General features: G+C 72.5%; 11 protein-coding genes, 2 tRNA genes and 1 pseudogene. 9 read left to right on the forward strand and 5 right to left on the reverse strand.

The window, feature by feature from the left end; genetic code table 11:
• Positions 1-178, reverse strand: a pseudogene (locus FM076_RS33610) (YtxH domain-containing protein); the annotation flags it as partial.
• A gap of 191 nt (positions 179-369) precedes the next feature.
• Here FM076_RS33610 and FM076_RS10315 point away from each other — a divergent pair.
• From FM076_RS10315 to FM076_RS10340, 6 genes are all read left to right on the forward strand, one after another.
• Positions 370-442, forward strand: a tRNA-Asn gene (locus FM076_RS10315).
• A 244-nt stretch (positions 443-686) separates the two neighbouring features.
• Positions 687-760: transfer RNA gene (locus tag FM076_RS10320), tRNA-Ile, on the forward strand.
• 435 nt (positions 761-1195) lie between these two features.
• Positions 1196-1429 (forward strand): hypothetical protein, encoded by a 234-nt coding sequence (locus FM076_RS10325; protein WP_173869657.1) that lies wholly within the window; start codon positions 1196-1198, stop codon positions 1427-1429.
• A 5-nt stretch (positions 1430-1434) separates the two neighbouring features.
• The gene (locus FM076_RS10330) at positions 1435-2034 is read left to right on the forward strand and encodes a Clp protease N-terminal domain-containing protein (protein WP_173869659.1); all 600 of its coding nucleotides are present in this window, start codon (positions 1435-1437) and stop codon (positions 2032-2034) included.
• A 293-nt stretch (positions 2035-2327) separates the two neighbouring features.
• A complete protein-coding gene (locus FM076_RS10335) occupies positions 2328-2873 on the forward strand; it encodes a hypothetical protein (protein WP_173874646.1) in 546 nt (181 codons plus the stop codon).
• 230 nt (positions 2874-3103) lie between these two features.
• Positions 3104-3658: a hypothetical protein gene (locus FM076_RS10340; protein ID WP_173869661.1), complete on the forward strand. Its 555-nt coding sequence runs from the start codon at positions 3104-3106 to the stop codon at positions 3656-3658.
• A 98-nt stretch (positions 3659-3756) separates the two neighbouring features.
• On the opposite strand, the gene FM076_RS10345 is transcribed toward FM076_RS10340, so the two are convergent.
• Positions 3757-4845: a MalY/PatB family protein gene (locus FM076_RS10345; protein ID WP_173874647.1), complete on the reverse strand. Its 1089-nt coding sequence runs from the start codon at positions 4843-4845 to the stop codon at positions 3757-3759.
• Positions 4846-5133: 288 nt separating this feature from the next.
• Between FM076_RS10345 and FM076_RS10350 the strand changes: the two genes are divergently transcribed.
• From FM076_RS10350 to FM076_RS10360, 3 genes are all read left to right on the forward strand, one after another.
• Positions 5134-6543: an FGGY family carbohydrate kinase gene (locus FM076_RS10350; RefSeq protein ID WP_173869663.1), complete on the forward strand. Its 1410-nt coding sequence runs from the start codon at positions 5134-5136 to the stop codon at positions 6541-6543.
• A 140-nt stretch (positions 6544-6683) separates the two neighbouring features.
• Positions 6684-8417, forward strand: coding sequence for an ABC transporter transmembrane domain-containing protein (locus FM076_RS10355; protein WP_173869665.1), 1734 nt, complete (start codon positions 6684-6686; stop codon positions 8415-8417).
• Positions 8417-10336, forward strand: a complete 1920-nt coding sequence (locus FM076_RS10360) for an ABC transporter ATP-binding protein (RefSeq protein WP_173869668.1) — start codon at positions 8417-8419, stop codon at positions 10334-10336. Before FM076_RS10355 ends, FM076_RS10360 begins: the two co-directional genes overlap by 1 nt.
• A 114-nt stretch (positions 10337-10450) precedes the next feature.
• Here the strand turns inward: FM076_RS10360 and FM076_RS10365 are convergent, their stop codons facing one another.
• The 3 genes from FM076_RS10365 to dnaG all read right to left on the reverse strand — a co-directional run bounded on the left by FM076_RS10365 (position 10451) and on the right by dnaG (position 14972).
• Positions 10451-11278 carry a S1 family peptidase gene (locus FM076_RS10365; RefSeq protein WP_243274412.1) on the reverse strand — a complete coding sequence of 276 codons (828 nt, stop codon included), beginning with the start codon at positions 11276-11278 and terminating at the stop codon, positions 10451-10453.
• A gap of 107 nt (positions 11279-11385) precedes the next feature.
• Positions 11386-12660: an RNA polymerase sigma factor gene (locus FM076_RS10370; protein ID WP_243274413.1), complete on the reverse strand. Its 1275-nt coding sequence runs from the start codon at positions 12658-12660 to the stop codon at positions 11386-11388.
• Positions 12661-13058: 398 nt separating this feature from the next.
• Positions 13059-14972 carry a DNA primase gene (gene dnaG, locus FM076_RS10375; protein ID WP_173869672.1) on the reverse strand — a complete coding sequence of 638 codons (1914 nt, stop codon included), beginning with the start codon at positions 14970-14972 and terminating at the stop codon, positions 13059-13061.
• Between the last annotated feature and the right edge of the window lie 9 nt (positions 14973-14981).

A 14981-nucleotide genomic window follows, 5' to 3' on the forward strand; every position in this document is an offset into this window, starting at 1 on the left:
CCTTGGCCGCCACCTGCCGTCCGCTGAGCGCCGCGGCCTCGCCGGCGTTGCGCACCGCGGGGTTCTGCGCGATCCTTCGCGCGCCCTTCCTCAGCTGCTCGTAGCGCTCGCGTCCGGCGCGGGCCCCGAGCACGTAGCCGACGGCCAGTCCGGACACGAACGTGAGCCGGTAGCGCATGACTTGCTCCTTCTCTCGGCGACTGGTCCTTCTCCTGGCACCCCGGCGGCGTCGCAGCTGTCGGGGCGCCTCAAGGGGTACCGCGCACGAGCGGCGGCAATACCGATTTCGGAGCACCCCCTGGCATGCGCTAATGTATTCCCCGTCGCAAGGGAGCGCCCCGGCCACCGGGAGCGCGACCGACGAGACGGTCCCGTGTAGCTCAATCGGCAGAGCAGCCGGCTGTTAACCGGCAGGTTACTGGTTCGAGTCCAGTCGCGGGAGCATCACTCGAAAGGGCCCCACCGGGGCCCTTTTCCGTGTCCTCTCCCCCTCACCGCCCGCCCGACGGGAACCCTCGCAGGGCACGTCGTCGTCGGTCTTCGCGGAAGTTGGCCGGGAGCGGGAACCGATCACCCCTTGTTCGGGGTCCTCACCTGCGTAGATCTCCCCCGGCGCGGGCGGCAGATCCTATGAACGGTTATGCTGCGGCAGACGGCGCGCACAGATGTGCGCGGCGCGCCGTTGCGGGGCGGTAGCTCAGCCGGTTAGAGCAGCGGACTCATAATCCGTCGGCCGTGGGTTCGAGTCCCACCCGCCCCACCGTGCACAGCGGACCGAGCGCTTTCCGCTGTGGAGGTCGAAGGCCGTGGCGGACCGTGGCGGCCTTCGACACGGGCCGCCTCCACTCTCCTCCGTGGAACATTCCGTGCGCCGTTCGGCGCGCTCGGTCCGGTGCAGGACGCGGCCCGTGGATTCCCGGAGCGCGCGTAGCGGTCCGGGGTGCCGCCGGTCCCTCCCGAGAACACCGTCGCCCTGGCCCGTCCTCCCTCAACTCGCCCCGCACCCTTGCGCGTCGGACGGCCGGCTCGTGGCTCGCCAGGACGACCGGCGAACGTGCGCCCCGCCCGGCCGGAACCGGCCACCACCCTCTTCCCCTCCCCCCTCTCCCCGCATCGCCCCCCTTCTCCCGTCGCACCACCCCCGGTCGCGTCAACAACGGTTGACACGCTCTCTTTGTCACCCTAAGTTGACACCATGGCAGGTACCGAAGCGCAGGAAGCGGTGGACACCGCGCAGGCCGCCATGAACGGTGACCCGGCGGTCGGACTGCGGGCCGTCGCGGCGCTGCGGCGGCTCACCGAGCGGCTGGAGGCGCTCCAGGTGGACAGCGCCCGTCGGCAGGGCTGGTCCTGGGACGAGATCGGGGCGGCCCTCGGCGTCAGCAGGCAGGCCGTCCACAAGAAGCACGCGAAGCGGACAGGGAGGTAGGGCCGGTGTTCGAACGGTTCAGCAGGGAGGCGCGGGACGTGGTGATCCGCGCGCAGGACGAGGCCAACACGCTCGGGCACGACCGGATCGGCACCGAGCACCTGCTGCTCGCGGTGCTGCACCACCCGGAGCAGCCGGGGGCAGCCGCTCTCGTCCGGCTCGGTGTCACCCCGTCCGCGTGCCGGACGGCGGTGGCAGGGGTGGTGGCCGGCACCCGCGACGGTCTGGGCCCCCTGGACGCCGAGGCGCTGCGCGCGCTCGGCATCGACCTGGAGGAGATCCGCCGGCGGACGGAGGAGACCTTCGGTGAGGGTGCGCTGGATCCGCCGCCGGCGGCGGACGTCCGGCGCGGGCGGGGGCGCGGGACGGGCACCGACACCCCCGTCCGGCACCTTCCCTTCGCCGCGCGGGCCAAGAGGGCCCTGAAGGAGGCGCTGCGCGAGGCGACGGCACGCAAGGACCGGTGCATCGGGGTGGCCCATGTGGTGCTCGCGCTGCTGCGCTGCGACGACGCCCTCACCCGGACGCTCTTCACCCGGCTGGGCGTCGAGCCGGACCGGGCCCGCGAGCAGGTGCTCGGCGACCTGCGGGAGTTCCCCGCCTGACACGGGGAGGGCGGAGCAAGGGGACGGACCGGCTCCGTGCGGTGACGAGAACAGCCCGGCCCTCCGTGGGCGCCGGCACGTCCCGGTCCCGGCGGCGCCGCGCGGTCGCCAACACCCCCTGGCCGCACGGAGATGCCGTGCACGACGTACAACCCCTCGGGGGGCCGATGTGTCTTACTGGGTATCCGGCGCATCCACCGCATGACGTGAATGCCTCGGATGTCTCTGATACCTCGAATGCCGTGCATTGGGGGTATCTTCACGACAGAGGGGGAAATGTCATCGTGTTTTCCATACGCTCTCGGCGTTCCACACGCCTGAACAAGGGCGCGCTCGTCGCCGCGACCTCCGCACTGGTGCTGCTGCCGGCCGGTGCGGCGTACGCGGGCAGCGGCCCGGCCACCCCGCCCTCCCACCCGCAGAAACCGGCCCGCTCCACCGCTCCCTCCCCCGAGGGGAACCCGGCCAGCCGGCTGGCGCGGACCGCGGGCGTCTGCGACGACGCCGTGCCGATCGGCGAGCGCGGGCTGATCAAGCGGGGGACGGAGACCATCGCCTCCGTGAAGCAGTTCTACTCGAAGAAGTGCGACGAGAACTACGGCTACGTGTGGGTGTGGGACAGCTTCCACAAGACGGCCGCTCCCTACGACGTCACCGCGGGGGTCTACAGCTACAGCGACGACACCGTCCACGCGGCCACGTCGTGGAACGGGACCAAGCAGCAGGAGTTCTGGACGGACGGTGCCAAGACGGTGGACCAGTGCACCTCCGGCATCGGTTCCCTGCGCCCGGCGGGCACCCCGCAGGCCTACCAGGCGGCGTCCCAGAAGCGCTGCTGACCCGGTCGCCGTCCGGCCGTGCGGGCGGTGGCCGCCCGTACGGCCGGGACCGGCGGTCCGTATGGCCCAATCCCCGGGGCCCGGCACCACGTTGGTGGTGCCGGGCCCCTTTCCACGCGACCCGCCGTAGCGGGTGCCAATCCCCTCCGAGGGCACCGGGGACTCTTACTCTATGCCCGAATCCGGCCGTTATGTCCGGAAGATCCCGTTCTCCCTCAAGGAGGAGACCCATGCGCACGCTCTCGCCCGTCAAGGGCGCTCTCGTAACGGCCGCCTGTGCGATGGCCCTGCTGCCCGCCGGCGCCGCCCAGGCCGGCAGTAACCCGGCCCCCGCCCCGGAGGCGGACCGCGGGGCGATGTCCACCGCCATGGCGGACCAGGACGGTTCCATGGCGGACCAGGACGGTTCCATGGACGAGGACTCCCTGCGGGCCCTCCCCTGCAACGACGCGTACCAGATCGGCTCGACCGGCCACATCAAGCGCAAGGGCCAGGTCATCGCGTCGGTCAAGCAGTTCTACTCGCCGCGCTGCAAGCGGAACTACGGCTACCTGTACGTGTGGAAGAGCTTCCGCCAGAACCACAAGAACTACGCCACCAACATCGCCGTCTACGACTTCAACACCAAGAAGCTGGTCGGGCTGCGGGTCTGGAACCGCACCTCCGCCGCCTCCTTCTGGTCCTACCCGGCGAACACCGTGCGCCACTGCACCGCCGCCCGCGGCGCCGTCCGCGCGATGGGTGACAGCAAGCAGAGCTACGCGTACTCGTCCAAGCGCTGCTGACGCGCCACCCACCCCCTGGGCACGGACCCGTGACCGCGAGGAGCGGTCACGGGTCCGCCTTGTGCCCGCGTCCCACAGGGCCCGCGGGACGCGAGGGCTCACAGCGCGGAGGCCATCCGATGGACCGCCTCCTGGAGGATCTGAGGGGAGGTCGCCAGGTTGAGCCGCACATGGCCCGCTCCCCCGGTGCCGAAGGAGGGCCCGGAGTTGAGGGCGACCCGGCCGCGCTCCAGGAAGACCGCCGCGGGGTCGTCACCCAGGCCGAGGTCGCGGCAGTCCAGCCAGGCCAGGTAGGTGCCCTCCCCCGGGCGGTAGCGGACACCGGGCAGCCGGCGTCCGAGCAGTTCGCCCAGGAGCCGCCGGTTGCGGTCGAGCCCCGCCAGCAGGCCGTCGAGCCAGTCGGTGGCGTGCCGCAGGGCGGCCACGTGGGCGAGGACGCCCAGGTGGCTGGGACCGTGGCCGACCTCCTCCGGCATGGCCGCCAGTTCGTCCGCCGACCCGCTGCCCGCGACGGCCAGCGCGGCCTTGAGTCCGGCCAGGTTCCACGCCTTGGAGGCGGACATCAGCGAGAAGCCCGTCGCGCTGCCCGGCACCGAGAGATAGGGCACGTGGCGGGCCCCCGGCAGCACCAGGGGCGCGTGGATCTCGTCCGCGACCACCCGGACGCCCGCGTCGTCGGCGAGGGCGGCGACGGCGGCGAGTTCGTCGGCGGTGTGCACGGTGCCGGTGGGGTTGTGGGGGCTGCACAGCAGGTAGGCGGCGCGGCGCCCGCCCTCGGTGGCGCGGGCGAACGCCGCCTCCAGCGTCGTGAGGTCCAGCCGCCCGGCCGCGTCCAGCGGAGCCTCCGCCACCCGGCGGTCCAGGTGCGTGACGAACTGGTAAAAGGGCGTGTAGACGGGTGCATTGACCACGACCGTGTCGCCGGGCGAGGTGATGAGCTTGAGCACCTCGACGATGCCGAGCATCACGTCCGGGACGAGGGCGGTCCGCGCGGCCGGGACGCGCCATCCCCAGCGGCGGTGTGCGAAGTCGTCCAGCGCCTCCGCGTAGGCGGTGCCCGCCGGGTAGCCGGTGTCGCCCAGCCGTACCGCCTCATGGAGCGCCTCGGCGACCGGTTCGGCCAGGGGCACGTCCATCTCGGCCACCCACAGGGGCAGCACGTCCGGGTCGTGGGTGCGCCACTTCATGCTGGTGCGGCGGCGCAGGTCGGCGAGGGTGAGCCGGCACAGGGGGTCGGGCTCGGGTGCGGTGCCGGGCTCGTCCGGTTCCAGGGTGGGCAAGGGGCTCCCCTTCCGGTCGTCGGGTGCCGTACGGGCTGCTGACACGCTAGGCCGCGCGGGCTCCCGGCGCGACGGTACGGAAACGGACGGAAGGAGCGGCAGGGGGAGCGGCGCGCGGACGTGGCAGGTGAGGCGTGGGTCACGCGGGTGGGGTACCAGGGCCGGTACGGGCGGCTATGAGGCATCATTCCGGCCATGGGGATAGTCGCCGGACTGGACAGCTCAGCCGAGTACACAAGCATCGTCGTCTGCGACGCGGAGACCGGCGCGGTCCTCAGGCACGGTCACGCCGAGCACCCCGGGGAGCGCGACGACCCGCAGTCCTGGCTGCTCTCCCTCGGCGAGGCGGCGGGCGGCGGCCGGCTCACCGACGTGCAGGCCATCGGCGTCTCCGCCCAGCAGCAGGGCCTCCTCGCACTGGACGCCGCCGGCACCCCGGTCGGGCCCGCGCTGCTCGGCAACGACCAGCGGATGCAGACGGCCGCGGCCGATCTGGTGGACGCGCTGGGCGGGCGCGCGGCCTGGGCGCAGGCGGTGGGCACGGTGCCGCAGGCCGGCCACCCGGTCTCCAAGCTGCGCTGGCTGGCCCGCGAACAGCCCGGGGCCGCCCGGCGGGTGGCCGAGATCATGCAGCCGCACGACTGGCTCGTCTGGCAGCTGCTGGGCCGTCCCGAGCGGCGGGTGACCGACCGGGGGGACGCCTCGGGCACCGGGTACTGGTCGGCTGCGGCCGAGTCCTACCGGCCGGACCTGGTCGAGCTGGCCCTCGGCCACCAGGTGCGGCTGCCGGAGGTCGTCAGCCCCTCGCAGCCCGCCGGGTACACACCCGAGGGCCTGCTGATCTCCGCCGGTACGGGGCAGACGATGGCCGCCGCCTTCGGGCTGGGGCTGGGGCTGGGCGACGCGGTCATCTCGCTGGGCGCCACCGGCTCGGTGTGCGCCGTCCACCACGAGGCGCTCACCGACCCCTCCGGCACCATCGCCTCCTACGCCGACGCCACCGGCATCCACCTGCCCGTGGTGCGCACCCTCAACGCGACCCGGGTGCTGCGCGGCGCCGCCGGGATGCTGAGCACCGGTCTGGAGGGGCTGTCCGAACTGGCGCTGGCCTCCACCCCCGGCTCCTCCGGACTGGTGCTGCTGCCGTACCTGGAGGGTGAGCAGACGCCGCAGCTTCCGCACACCGCGGGCTCCCTGCACGGGCTGCGCCGCGAGAGCATGAAGCCCGAATTCCTGGCGCGCGCCGCGGTGGAGGGGATGCTGTGCGGGCTGGCCGACGCGCTGGAGGTGCTGCGCTCCCGGGGCGTGTCCGTCCGCCGGGTCTTCCTGCTGGGACAGGCCGCGGGTCTGGAGGCCGTGCGCGCCGCGGCGCCCGCGCTGCTGGACGCGCAGGTCGTGGTGCCCGAGCCCGCCGACTACGCCGCGCTCGGTGCCGCCCGCCAGGCCGCCTGGGCCCTGTCCGGCTCCGGCTACCCGCCCCAGTGGCCGGCCGCCGCCTGCCAGGTGTTCGAGGCCGCCGACGACGACCGTGCCATCGGGCAGGCCGTGCGCCAGCAGTACGCGACCGTGCGCGAGGAGATGTACCCGGGCGCCCTGCGGGTGTAGCCGGTTCCTCGTCCTTTGCCCGGCCTTGAGCGCGGTGGCACCCGGAGAACGCCGAAAATGGGAGCGCCTGAGAGCCGCCCGCAGTTACGCTCTTCGACCCCCGCCTTCCGAACACCCTCCTTGACCATGAGGACATCCGTGTGCTGATCCGCCTACTGAGCGCCCGGCTGCGCCCTTACAAGCAGCCGGTCGCGCTTCTCGTCCTGCTCCAGCTCATACAGACCTGCGCCACCCTCTATCTGCCCACCCTCAACGCCGACATCATCGACAACGGTGTCGTCCGCGGGGACACGGGCTACATCCTGGAGTACGGCGGCCTCATGCTGGCCGTCTCCGTGGTGCAGGTCGTCTGCAACATCGGTGCCGTCTACCTGGGCGCGCGGACCGCCGCCGCGATCGGCCGGGACATCCGGGCGGGCGTCTTCGACCGCGTCCAGTCCTTCTCCGCCCGCGAGGTCGGCCGGTTCGGGGCGCCCTCGCTGATCACCCGCACCACCAACGACGTGCTCCAGGTGCAGATGGTCACGCTGATGGCCTTCACGCTGATGGTCACGGCGCCGATCATGTGCTTCGGCGGCATCTTCATGGCGCTCGGCCAGGACGTGCCGCTCTCGGGCGTGCTGCTGGGTGTGGTGCCCGTGCTCGGCGTCACCGTCGGGCTGATCGTGCGCCGTATGCGGCCGCTGTTCCGCTCCATGCAGGAGCGGCTGGACAACGTCAACCGCATCCTGCGCGAACAGATCACCGGCGTCCGCGTCATCCGCGCCTTCGTCAAGGACGACTACGAGCGGCGCCGCTTCCACCGGGCCAACACCGAACTGACGGATGTGCAGCTGCGCACCGGCCAGCTGATGGCGCTCATGTTCCCCGTCGTGATGACCGTGGTGAACCTCTCCAGCGTCGTGGTGGTGTGGGCCGGCGCCCACCGCATCGACGACGGCGCCATGGAGATCGGCTCGCTGACCGCCTTCCTCGCCTATCTGATGCAGATCGTCATGTCGGTGATGATGGCCACCTTCATGTTCATGATGGTGCCCCGCGCCGAGGTGTGCGCCGAGCGCATCCAGGAGGTGCTGGAGACCTCCTCCAGTGTCGTCCCGCCCGCCTCCCCCGTCCGCCGGCTGCGGCGCCACGGCCATCTGGAGCTGCGCGGCGCCGGGTTCGGCTACCCCGGCGCCGAGGCACCCGTGCTGCAGGGCGTCGACCTGGTGGCGCGCCCCGGTGAGACGACGGCCGTCATCGGTTCCACGGGCAGCGGCAAGTCGACGCTGCTGGGGCTGGTGCCCCGGCTGTTCGACGCGACCGAGGGTCAGGTGCTCGTCGACGGCGAGGACGTGCGCACCCTCGCCCCCGAGCTGCTGGCCTCCACAGTGGGCCTGGTGCCGCAGCGGCCGTACCTCTTCTCCGGCACCGTCGCCTCCAATCTGCGCTACGGCCGGCCGGACGCCACCGACGAGGAGCTGTGGGAGGCCCTGGAGGTGGCGCAGGCCAAGGACTTCGTGGAGCGGATGGAGGGCGGCCTCCAGGCGGCGATCTCCCAGGGCGGCAGCAACGTCTCCGGCGGGCAGCGGCAGCGGCTGGCCATCGCCCGCGTGCTGGTGCACCGGCCGGAGATCTACCTGTTCGACGACTCCTTCTCGGCCCTGGACTACGCGACCGACGCGGCGCTGCGGGCGGCGCTCGCCAGACGGACCGCCCAGTCGACCGTCGTCATCGTCGCCCAGCGCGTGGCCACCATCCGCGACGCCGACCGCATCCTCGTCCTGGACGAGGGCCGCGTGGTGGGGACGGGCCGGCACGAGGAGCTGATGGCGAGCAACGAGACGTACCGGGAGATCGTGCTCTCCCAGCTGACGGAAAGCGAGGCCGCCTGATGTCCGGGCCGGGGATGGGAGGGGCGCCGCCGCGGCGCTCCATGGACTTCAAGGGGTCGGGGAAGCGGCTGCTGGGGCAGTTCCGGCCGGAGCGGGGCCGGCTGCTGCTGATGCTGGCGGTGCTCGTCGCCAGCGTCGGGCTCAGCGTGATCGGCCCGAAGATCCTCGGGCACGCGACCGACCTGGTCTTCGGCGGTTTCATCGGCGGCCGGATGCCCGACGGCCTCACCAAGGAGCAGGCCCTGGAGGGGCTGCGGGAGCGGGGCGACAGCGGGGCCGCCGACATGCTCGCGGGGCTGGACTTCACCCCGGGGCAGGGCATCGACTTCGGCGCCGTCGGCGGCGTCCTGCTGACGGTCGTCGCCGTCTACGCGGCCTCCGGGCTGCTGATGCTGTGGGCCGGGCGGATCTCGACGCGGGTCATCACCCGCACCGTCTTCCGGATGCGCGAGGGGGTCGAGGCCAAGCTGTCGCGGCTGCCGCTGTCCTACCTCGACAAGCAGTCCCGCGGCGAGGTGCTCTCCCGCGTGACCAACGACATCGACAACCTGGGCCAGACGCTCCAGCAGACCATGGGCCAGCTCACCACCTCGCTGCTGACGATCGTCGGCGTGCTCGGGGTGATGTTCTGGATCTCGCCCCTGCTGGCGCTGGTCGCGCTGGTGACCGTGCCGCTCTCGGCGCTGGTGGCCACCCGGGTGGGCAAGCGGGCGCAGCCGCAGTTCGTGGCGCAGTGGAAGTCCACGGGCGCGCTCAACGCGCACATCGAGGAGATGTACACCGGCCACGGGCTGGTGAAGGTCTTCGGCCGGCAGCGCGAGTCGGCCGAGACCTTCGCCGTGCAGAACGAGGCGCTCTTCAAGGCCGGTTTCATGGCGCAGTTCATCAGCGGGATCATGCAGCCGGCGATGATGTTCGTCGGCAACCTCACCTACGTGCTCGTCGCCGTCGTCGGCGGGCTGCGGGTGGCCTCGGGGACGCTGTCGATCGGTGACGTGCAGGCGTTCGTCCAGTACTCACGGCAGTTCAGCCAGCCGCTGACCCAGGTCGCCTCGATGGCCAACCTCATCCAGTCGGGGGTGGCCTCCGCCGAGCGGGTCTTCGAGCTGCTCGACGCCGAGGAGCTGTCCCCCGAGCCGGACGAGGCGCACGCCCAGCGGCCCGCGGATCCGCGCGGCCGGGTGGAGCTGGAGAACGTCTCGTTCCGCTACACCGAGGACCGGCCGCTGATCGAGAACCTCTCGCTCACCGTCGAACCCGGCCAGACGGTGGCCATCGTCGGCCCCACCGGCGCGGGCAAGACGACACTGGTCAACCTGCTGCTGCGGTTCTACGAGGTAGGCGGCGGCCGCATCCTGCTGGACGGCACCGACATCGCCGCCATGTCCCGCGAGGAGCTGCGCGCGGGCATCGGCATGGTCCTTCAGGACACCTGGCTGTTCGGAGGCACCATCGCCGAGAACATCGCGTACGGCACCGGGAGCGCCACCCGCGAGCAGGTGGAGGAGGCCGCCCGCGCCGCGCACGCCGACCGTTTCATCCGTACCCTGCCGGACGGCTACGACACGGTGCTGGACGACGAGGGCGACACGGTCAGCGCCGGCGAGAAGCAGCTCCTCACCATCGCCCGCGCCTTCTTGTCCAACCCGGTGATCCTGGTGCTGGACGAGGCGACCAGTTCGGTGGACACCCGCACCGAGGTGCTGATCCAGCGGGCGATGGAGCGCCTGGCCGCCGAGCGCACCAGCTTCGTGATCGCCCACCGCCTGTCCACCATCCGCGACGCGGACGTCATCCTGGTCATGGAGAACGGCTCGATCGTCGAACAGGGCGACCACGAGAGCCTGCTGGCGGCCGGGGGTGCCTACGCGCGGCTGTACAGGTCGCAGTTCGCGGCGGCGGTGGCGGAGGTGGAGTAACCCGCGTCCGCCGCGACGGCGAGCAGCCACCGAGGACGAGTCCGGCGGTGCCGTTCCGGGCGTGACCCCCGCGAGAACGCCAGGGGGCCACGGCCGGAACCCGGCCGACAGGAGTTACCCCAGCTTCCCGGCAGCCGCCTGTATGTCAGCGGCGAACGTGCTGACCTCGGTATACACGCCGGGCTTGCCCGGCCTCGCGCAGCCGTCGCCCCAGCTGACGATGCCGACCTGCACCAGTTGGCCCGCGTCGTCCTTGCGGAACATCGGGCCGCCCGAGTCGCCCTGGCAGGTGTCGACGCCGCCGGTGTCCAGCTTGCCCGCGCACAGCTCCTCGTCCTCGACGAGGTTCGGGTAGGCGCTCTTGCAGGTGGCGTCGTCCACGAAGGGCACCTGCGCCTTGAGCAGGTACCGCTGCTGGTCGCCGCCCTCCTTGTCGGCGCCCCAGCCCGCGATGGTGAACTCGCCCTCATTGTAGGCGGCGTCCTTGGCGAGGGGCAGGGTGGGCTGGTCGAGGGGCTTGTCCAGCTTGATGAGGGCCCAGTCCTTGCCGTTGCCGTCGTAGCCGGGGGCCTGGACGACCTCGGTGGACCTGGCCGTCTCGGCGGCCGGGTCCTCCAGGTCGACGACGCCGCCGGTGGCGGTGATGCCGGTGTCGGGGCCGCTGCCGTCCACGCAGTGCGCCGCGGTCAGCACGATGTCCTGCCGGAGCAGGGAGCCGCCGCAGCCCATGGACAGCCGCACCATGAAGGGGAATTCGCCCTGCCGGGCCGGGGTGCCGCCGACGACGGTCGCGCCGGGGTCGCCGTCCCCGCCCGCCCCGCCGCCCGGCAGCGCGGAGGCGGCCGAGGGGGTGAGGCTGAAGGCGGCGAGCGCGACGGCGCCGACGGCGGTGACTCTCTTGAGGTGCTTGAGGTGCTTGAGGTGCTTGCCGGTGGTCCTCAACGGGCGTCCTCTCGTGGGGGGTTGCTCGCACGCGGACTCGCATGTCGCGGGCATGCCAAGCGATGCCGCGATTATGGAGAGGCCCCGAAGGGACTGACAAGAGCGCCTCAGTCCAGATACCCCCGCAGCTGATCGGCGAAGGCGTGTTCCCTCAGCTTCGTGAGGGTCTTGGACTCGATCTGCCGTATGCGTTCCCGGGTGACGCCGAACAGGTTGCCGATCTCCTCCAGGGTGCGGGGCCTGCCGTCGATCAGGCCGTACCGGAGCTGGACGACCTTGCGTTCGCGCTCCCCGAGGGTGGAGAGCACGGCCTCCAGGTGCTCGCGCAGCAGCAGGAAGGCGGCGGACTCCACGGGTGAGGGCGCGTCGCCGTCCTCGATGAGGTCGCCCAGGTTGACGTCGTCCTCCTCCCCGACGGGCGCGTGCAGCGACACCGGCTCCTGCGCCAGGCGCAGGACCTCGCTCACCCGCTCCTCGGTCAGGTCGAGCTGGGCCGCCACCTCCTCGGCGGTCGGCTCGTAGCCGCGCTCCTGGAGCATGCGGCGCTGCACCCGCACCACGCGGTTGATCAGCTCGACGACGTGCACCGGCACCCGGATCGTCCGCGCCTGGTCGGCCAGCGCCCGGGACATGGCCTGGCGGATCCACCAGGTGGCGTACGTCGAGAACTTGTAGCCGCGCGCGTAGTCGAACTTCTCGACCGCGCGGATCAGCCCGAGGTTGCCCTCCTGGACGAGGTCGAGCATGGTCAGGCCGCGCCCGACGTAGCGCTTGGCGACGGAGACGACCAGCCGCAGGTTCGCCTCGATGAGGCGGCGCTTGGCCAGCCGGCCGAGCACCACCAGCTGGTCCAGCTCGGAGGCCAGCCGGCTGTCCGGTTCCGGGGTGCCGGTGAGCTTCTCCTCGGCGAACAGCCCCGCCTCCACACGCCGGGCAAGCTCCACCTCCTCGGCCGCGGTCAGCAGCGGGATGCGGCCGATCTCGCGCAGGTACTGGCGGAAGAGGTCCGCCGAGGGGCCGGAGGCCGCAAGCTCCCGCTGCGGGCCGGGCGGCTCCGGCTCCGGCCCCGCCTCGGACGCGGCGCCTTGGGCGGGCACGGTTCCGGCAGCACCGGAGCCGTCCGGTACGGGTTCGGCCTCGGGCTCGCGCTCGGCCTCGGGCTGTGCGTCCTCGGGTGGCACGGGTCCGGGCGGCATCTCCTCCGGCGGCACGGCGGTGGGCACGACGAGCGGTACGGAAGGCGGGACCCCGGCGTCTTCCGGGGCCGCGAGGGGCGCCGCTTTCAGGGTCTGGGTCTGCACGGGGGCGACCTCCAGTGTGATCGCTGCCGGTTCGGGGGCGGCGTGCGAGACGGGGACGGCTGCGGCCGGGCCGCGCTCCATCCCGTACGAAATGTGCGGATCCGCGGGGGAATGTGACCCGTCCTGGTCACCACCGCCCCGCACCGAGGACTCAGGCACCGCTCACCAGTGTGGGGCAGGACACACTCCTGCCACGAGAGGCGTGCGCGCAGTTTTTCCGCCAAACGTCACCCTCAGCGCACGGCCCGCTACGCGGGAGCGGGGCGGAGGGGGCGGGTGGGTCTCCCGTGCCGCCGGAAGGCACGCGTTCGCCGGCGGCGCACCGAGGGACCGCTCGGCCGGCGCCCGCTGAGGACCACCGCCGGCCACGCGGGAGCACGGCCGCCCGGGAGCGGTCGCACGGGAACGTCCGCCGGGAGCCCGGCCGTTGGAAGCACGGCCGGCGCAAGCACGGTGGCGCCGCCGCGCGCGGGTCCGGCTCAGAGCGCGGCGGCTCCCCGTTCCCGCAGCGCCGTGCCGTACTGCTGGAGCGTCCAGATCTGCTGGCGCACCCCCGCCGACCGCTCGTACTCCTGGCGGGCCTCCAGGCGGCGGGCCGTGCCCTCCAGCTCGGTGATGCGGGCGCGCACCGCGGCGAGCCGCACGGCGACCAACTGCTCGCCCGCGTACGCCTCGTCGACCTCCCGGCTGCGGGCGCTGTGCAGCGGTTCGACGGCCAGCTCGGTGATCAGCGACCGTACGGTGTCGTCGGGCGCGGCGTCCCGCACCCGGCCCAGGTAGCCGGTGTCCGCGGTGCCCGCCTCGGCGCCGCCCGCCGCCTCGATGGCCTGCCGCACCACCGCGTAGGGCGGCGCGGTGAACTCGTCGGCCCCATAGGCGTCGAACGCCGGCGAGACCAGCTCCGGGCGCTGCAGGGCCAGTTTCAGCAGCTCCCGCTCGACGCGGTGCGCGGGGCTGCGCAGATTCAGATCGGGGCCGCGCGGCACGAAGGGCGCCCGCACGGCGGGGGCCTCGCGCACCCGCGCGGACTGGGGCGCGCGGGCAGGCGCCTGGCCGCGCTCGCGCGCCCACCGGGCCAGCTGGGCGACACGGCGGACGACGAACTCCTCGTCCACGATGCCCAGCAGCCCCGCGAGCCGGACCGCGTAACCGCGCCGGATGGACGGGTCCTTGATCTGCACCACGACGGGTGCGGCCTCCTCCAGCGCCGCCGAACGCCCCTCCGCCGTGTCGAGGTTGTGCCGGTCCACGATCGAGCGCATGGCGAAGTCGAAGAGCGGGGTGCGGCCCTCGACGACCTTGGCCACGGCCTCGTCCCCCTGGGACAGCCGCAGGTCGCACGGGTCCATGCCGCCAGGCGTGATGGCGATCCAGGTGCGGGCCGCGAACTTCTGGTCGTCCTCGAAGGCGCGCAGCGCCGCCTTCTGGCCCGCCGCGTCGCCGTCGAAGGTGAAGACCACCTCGGACTGGGAGTTGTCCATCAGCACCCGGCGCAGGATCTTCACGTGCTCCCCGCCGAAGGCGGTGCCGCAGGTGGCGATCGCCGTGGTGACGCCGGCCAGGTGGCAGGCCATCACGTCCGTGTACCCCTCGACGACAACGGCGCGGTTGGCCTTGGCGATCTCCCGCTTGGCCAGATCGATGCCGTAGAGCACCTGGGACTTGTGGTAGATCGGCGTCTCGGGGGTGTTGAGGTACTTCGGCCCCTGGTCGTCCTCGCGCAGCTTGCGGGCGCCGAAGCCGACGACATCGCCGGTGATGTCGCGGATGGGCCACATCAGCCGGCCGCGGAAGCGGTCGATGGGCCGCCCGTTGCGGGCCTCCTGGGCGAGCCCGGAGAGCGTCAGCTCCTTGTCCGTGAAGCCCTGGCCGCGCAGATAGCGGACCAGGTGGTCCCACCCGGCCGGCGCGTACCCGATGCCGAAGTGCTCGGCGGCCCGCTGGTCGAAACCCCGCTCGGCCAGGAAGCGCCGCCCGATCTGTGCCTCGGGCCCCTCCAACTGCTCGGCGTAGAACCGGGCGGCGATCCTGTGGGCCTCCACCAGCCGGGTGCGCTCGCCCTGCTGCGAGGCGCGGCCGTAGCCGCCCTCCTCGTAGCGCAGCGTGATCCCGGCGCGGGCCGCGAGCCGCTCGACCGCCTCGGAGAAGGACAGGTGGTCGACCTTCATCACGAAGTCGAGGGTGTCCCCGCCCTCCTGGCAGCCGAAGCAGTGGTAGAGGCCCTTGCTGGGGCTGACGTGGAAGGAGGGGGACTTCTCGTCGTGGAAAGGGCACAGCCCCTTCAGGTTGCCGCCGCCGGCGTTGCGCAGCTGGAGGTACTCGGAGACGACGGAGTCGATCGGGACCGCGTCCCTGACCGCCTTCACGTCCTCGTCATTGATCCTGCCAGCCACGCCACGAGT

The organism is Streptomyces albus subsp. chlorinus, assembly GCF_013302895.1.
In the GTDB taxonomy this organism is placed as follows: domain Bacteria; phylum Actinomycetota; class Actinomycetes; order Streptomycetales; family Streptomycetaceae; genus Streptomyces; species Streptomyces chlorinus.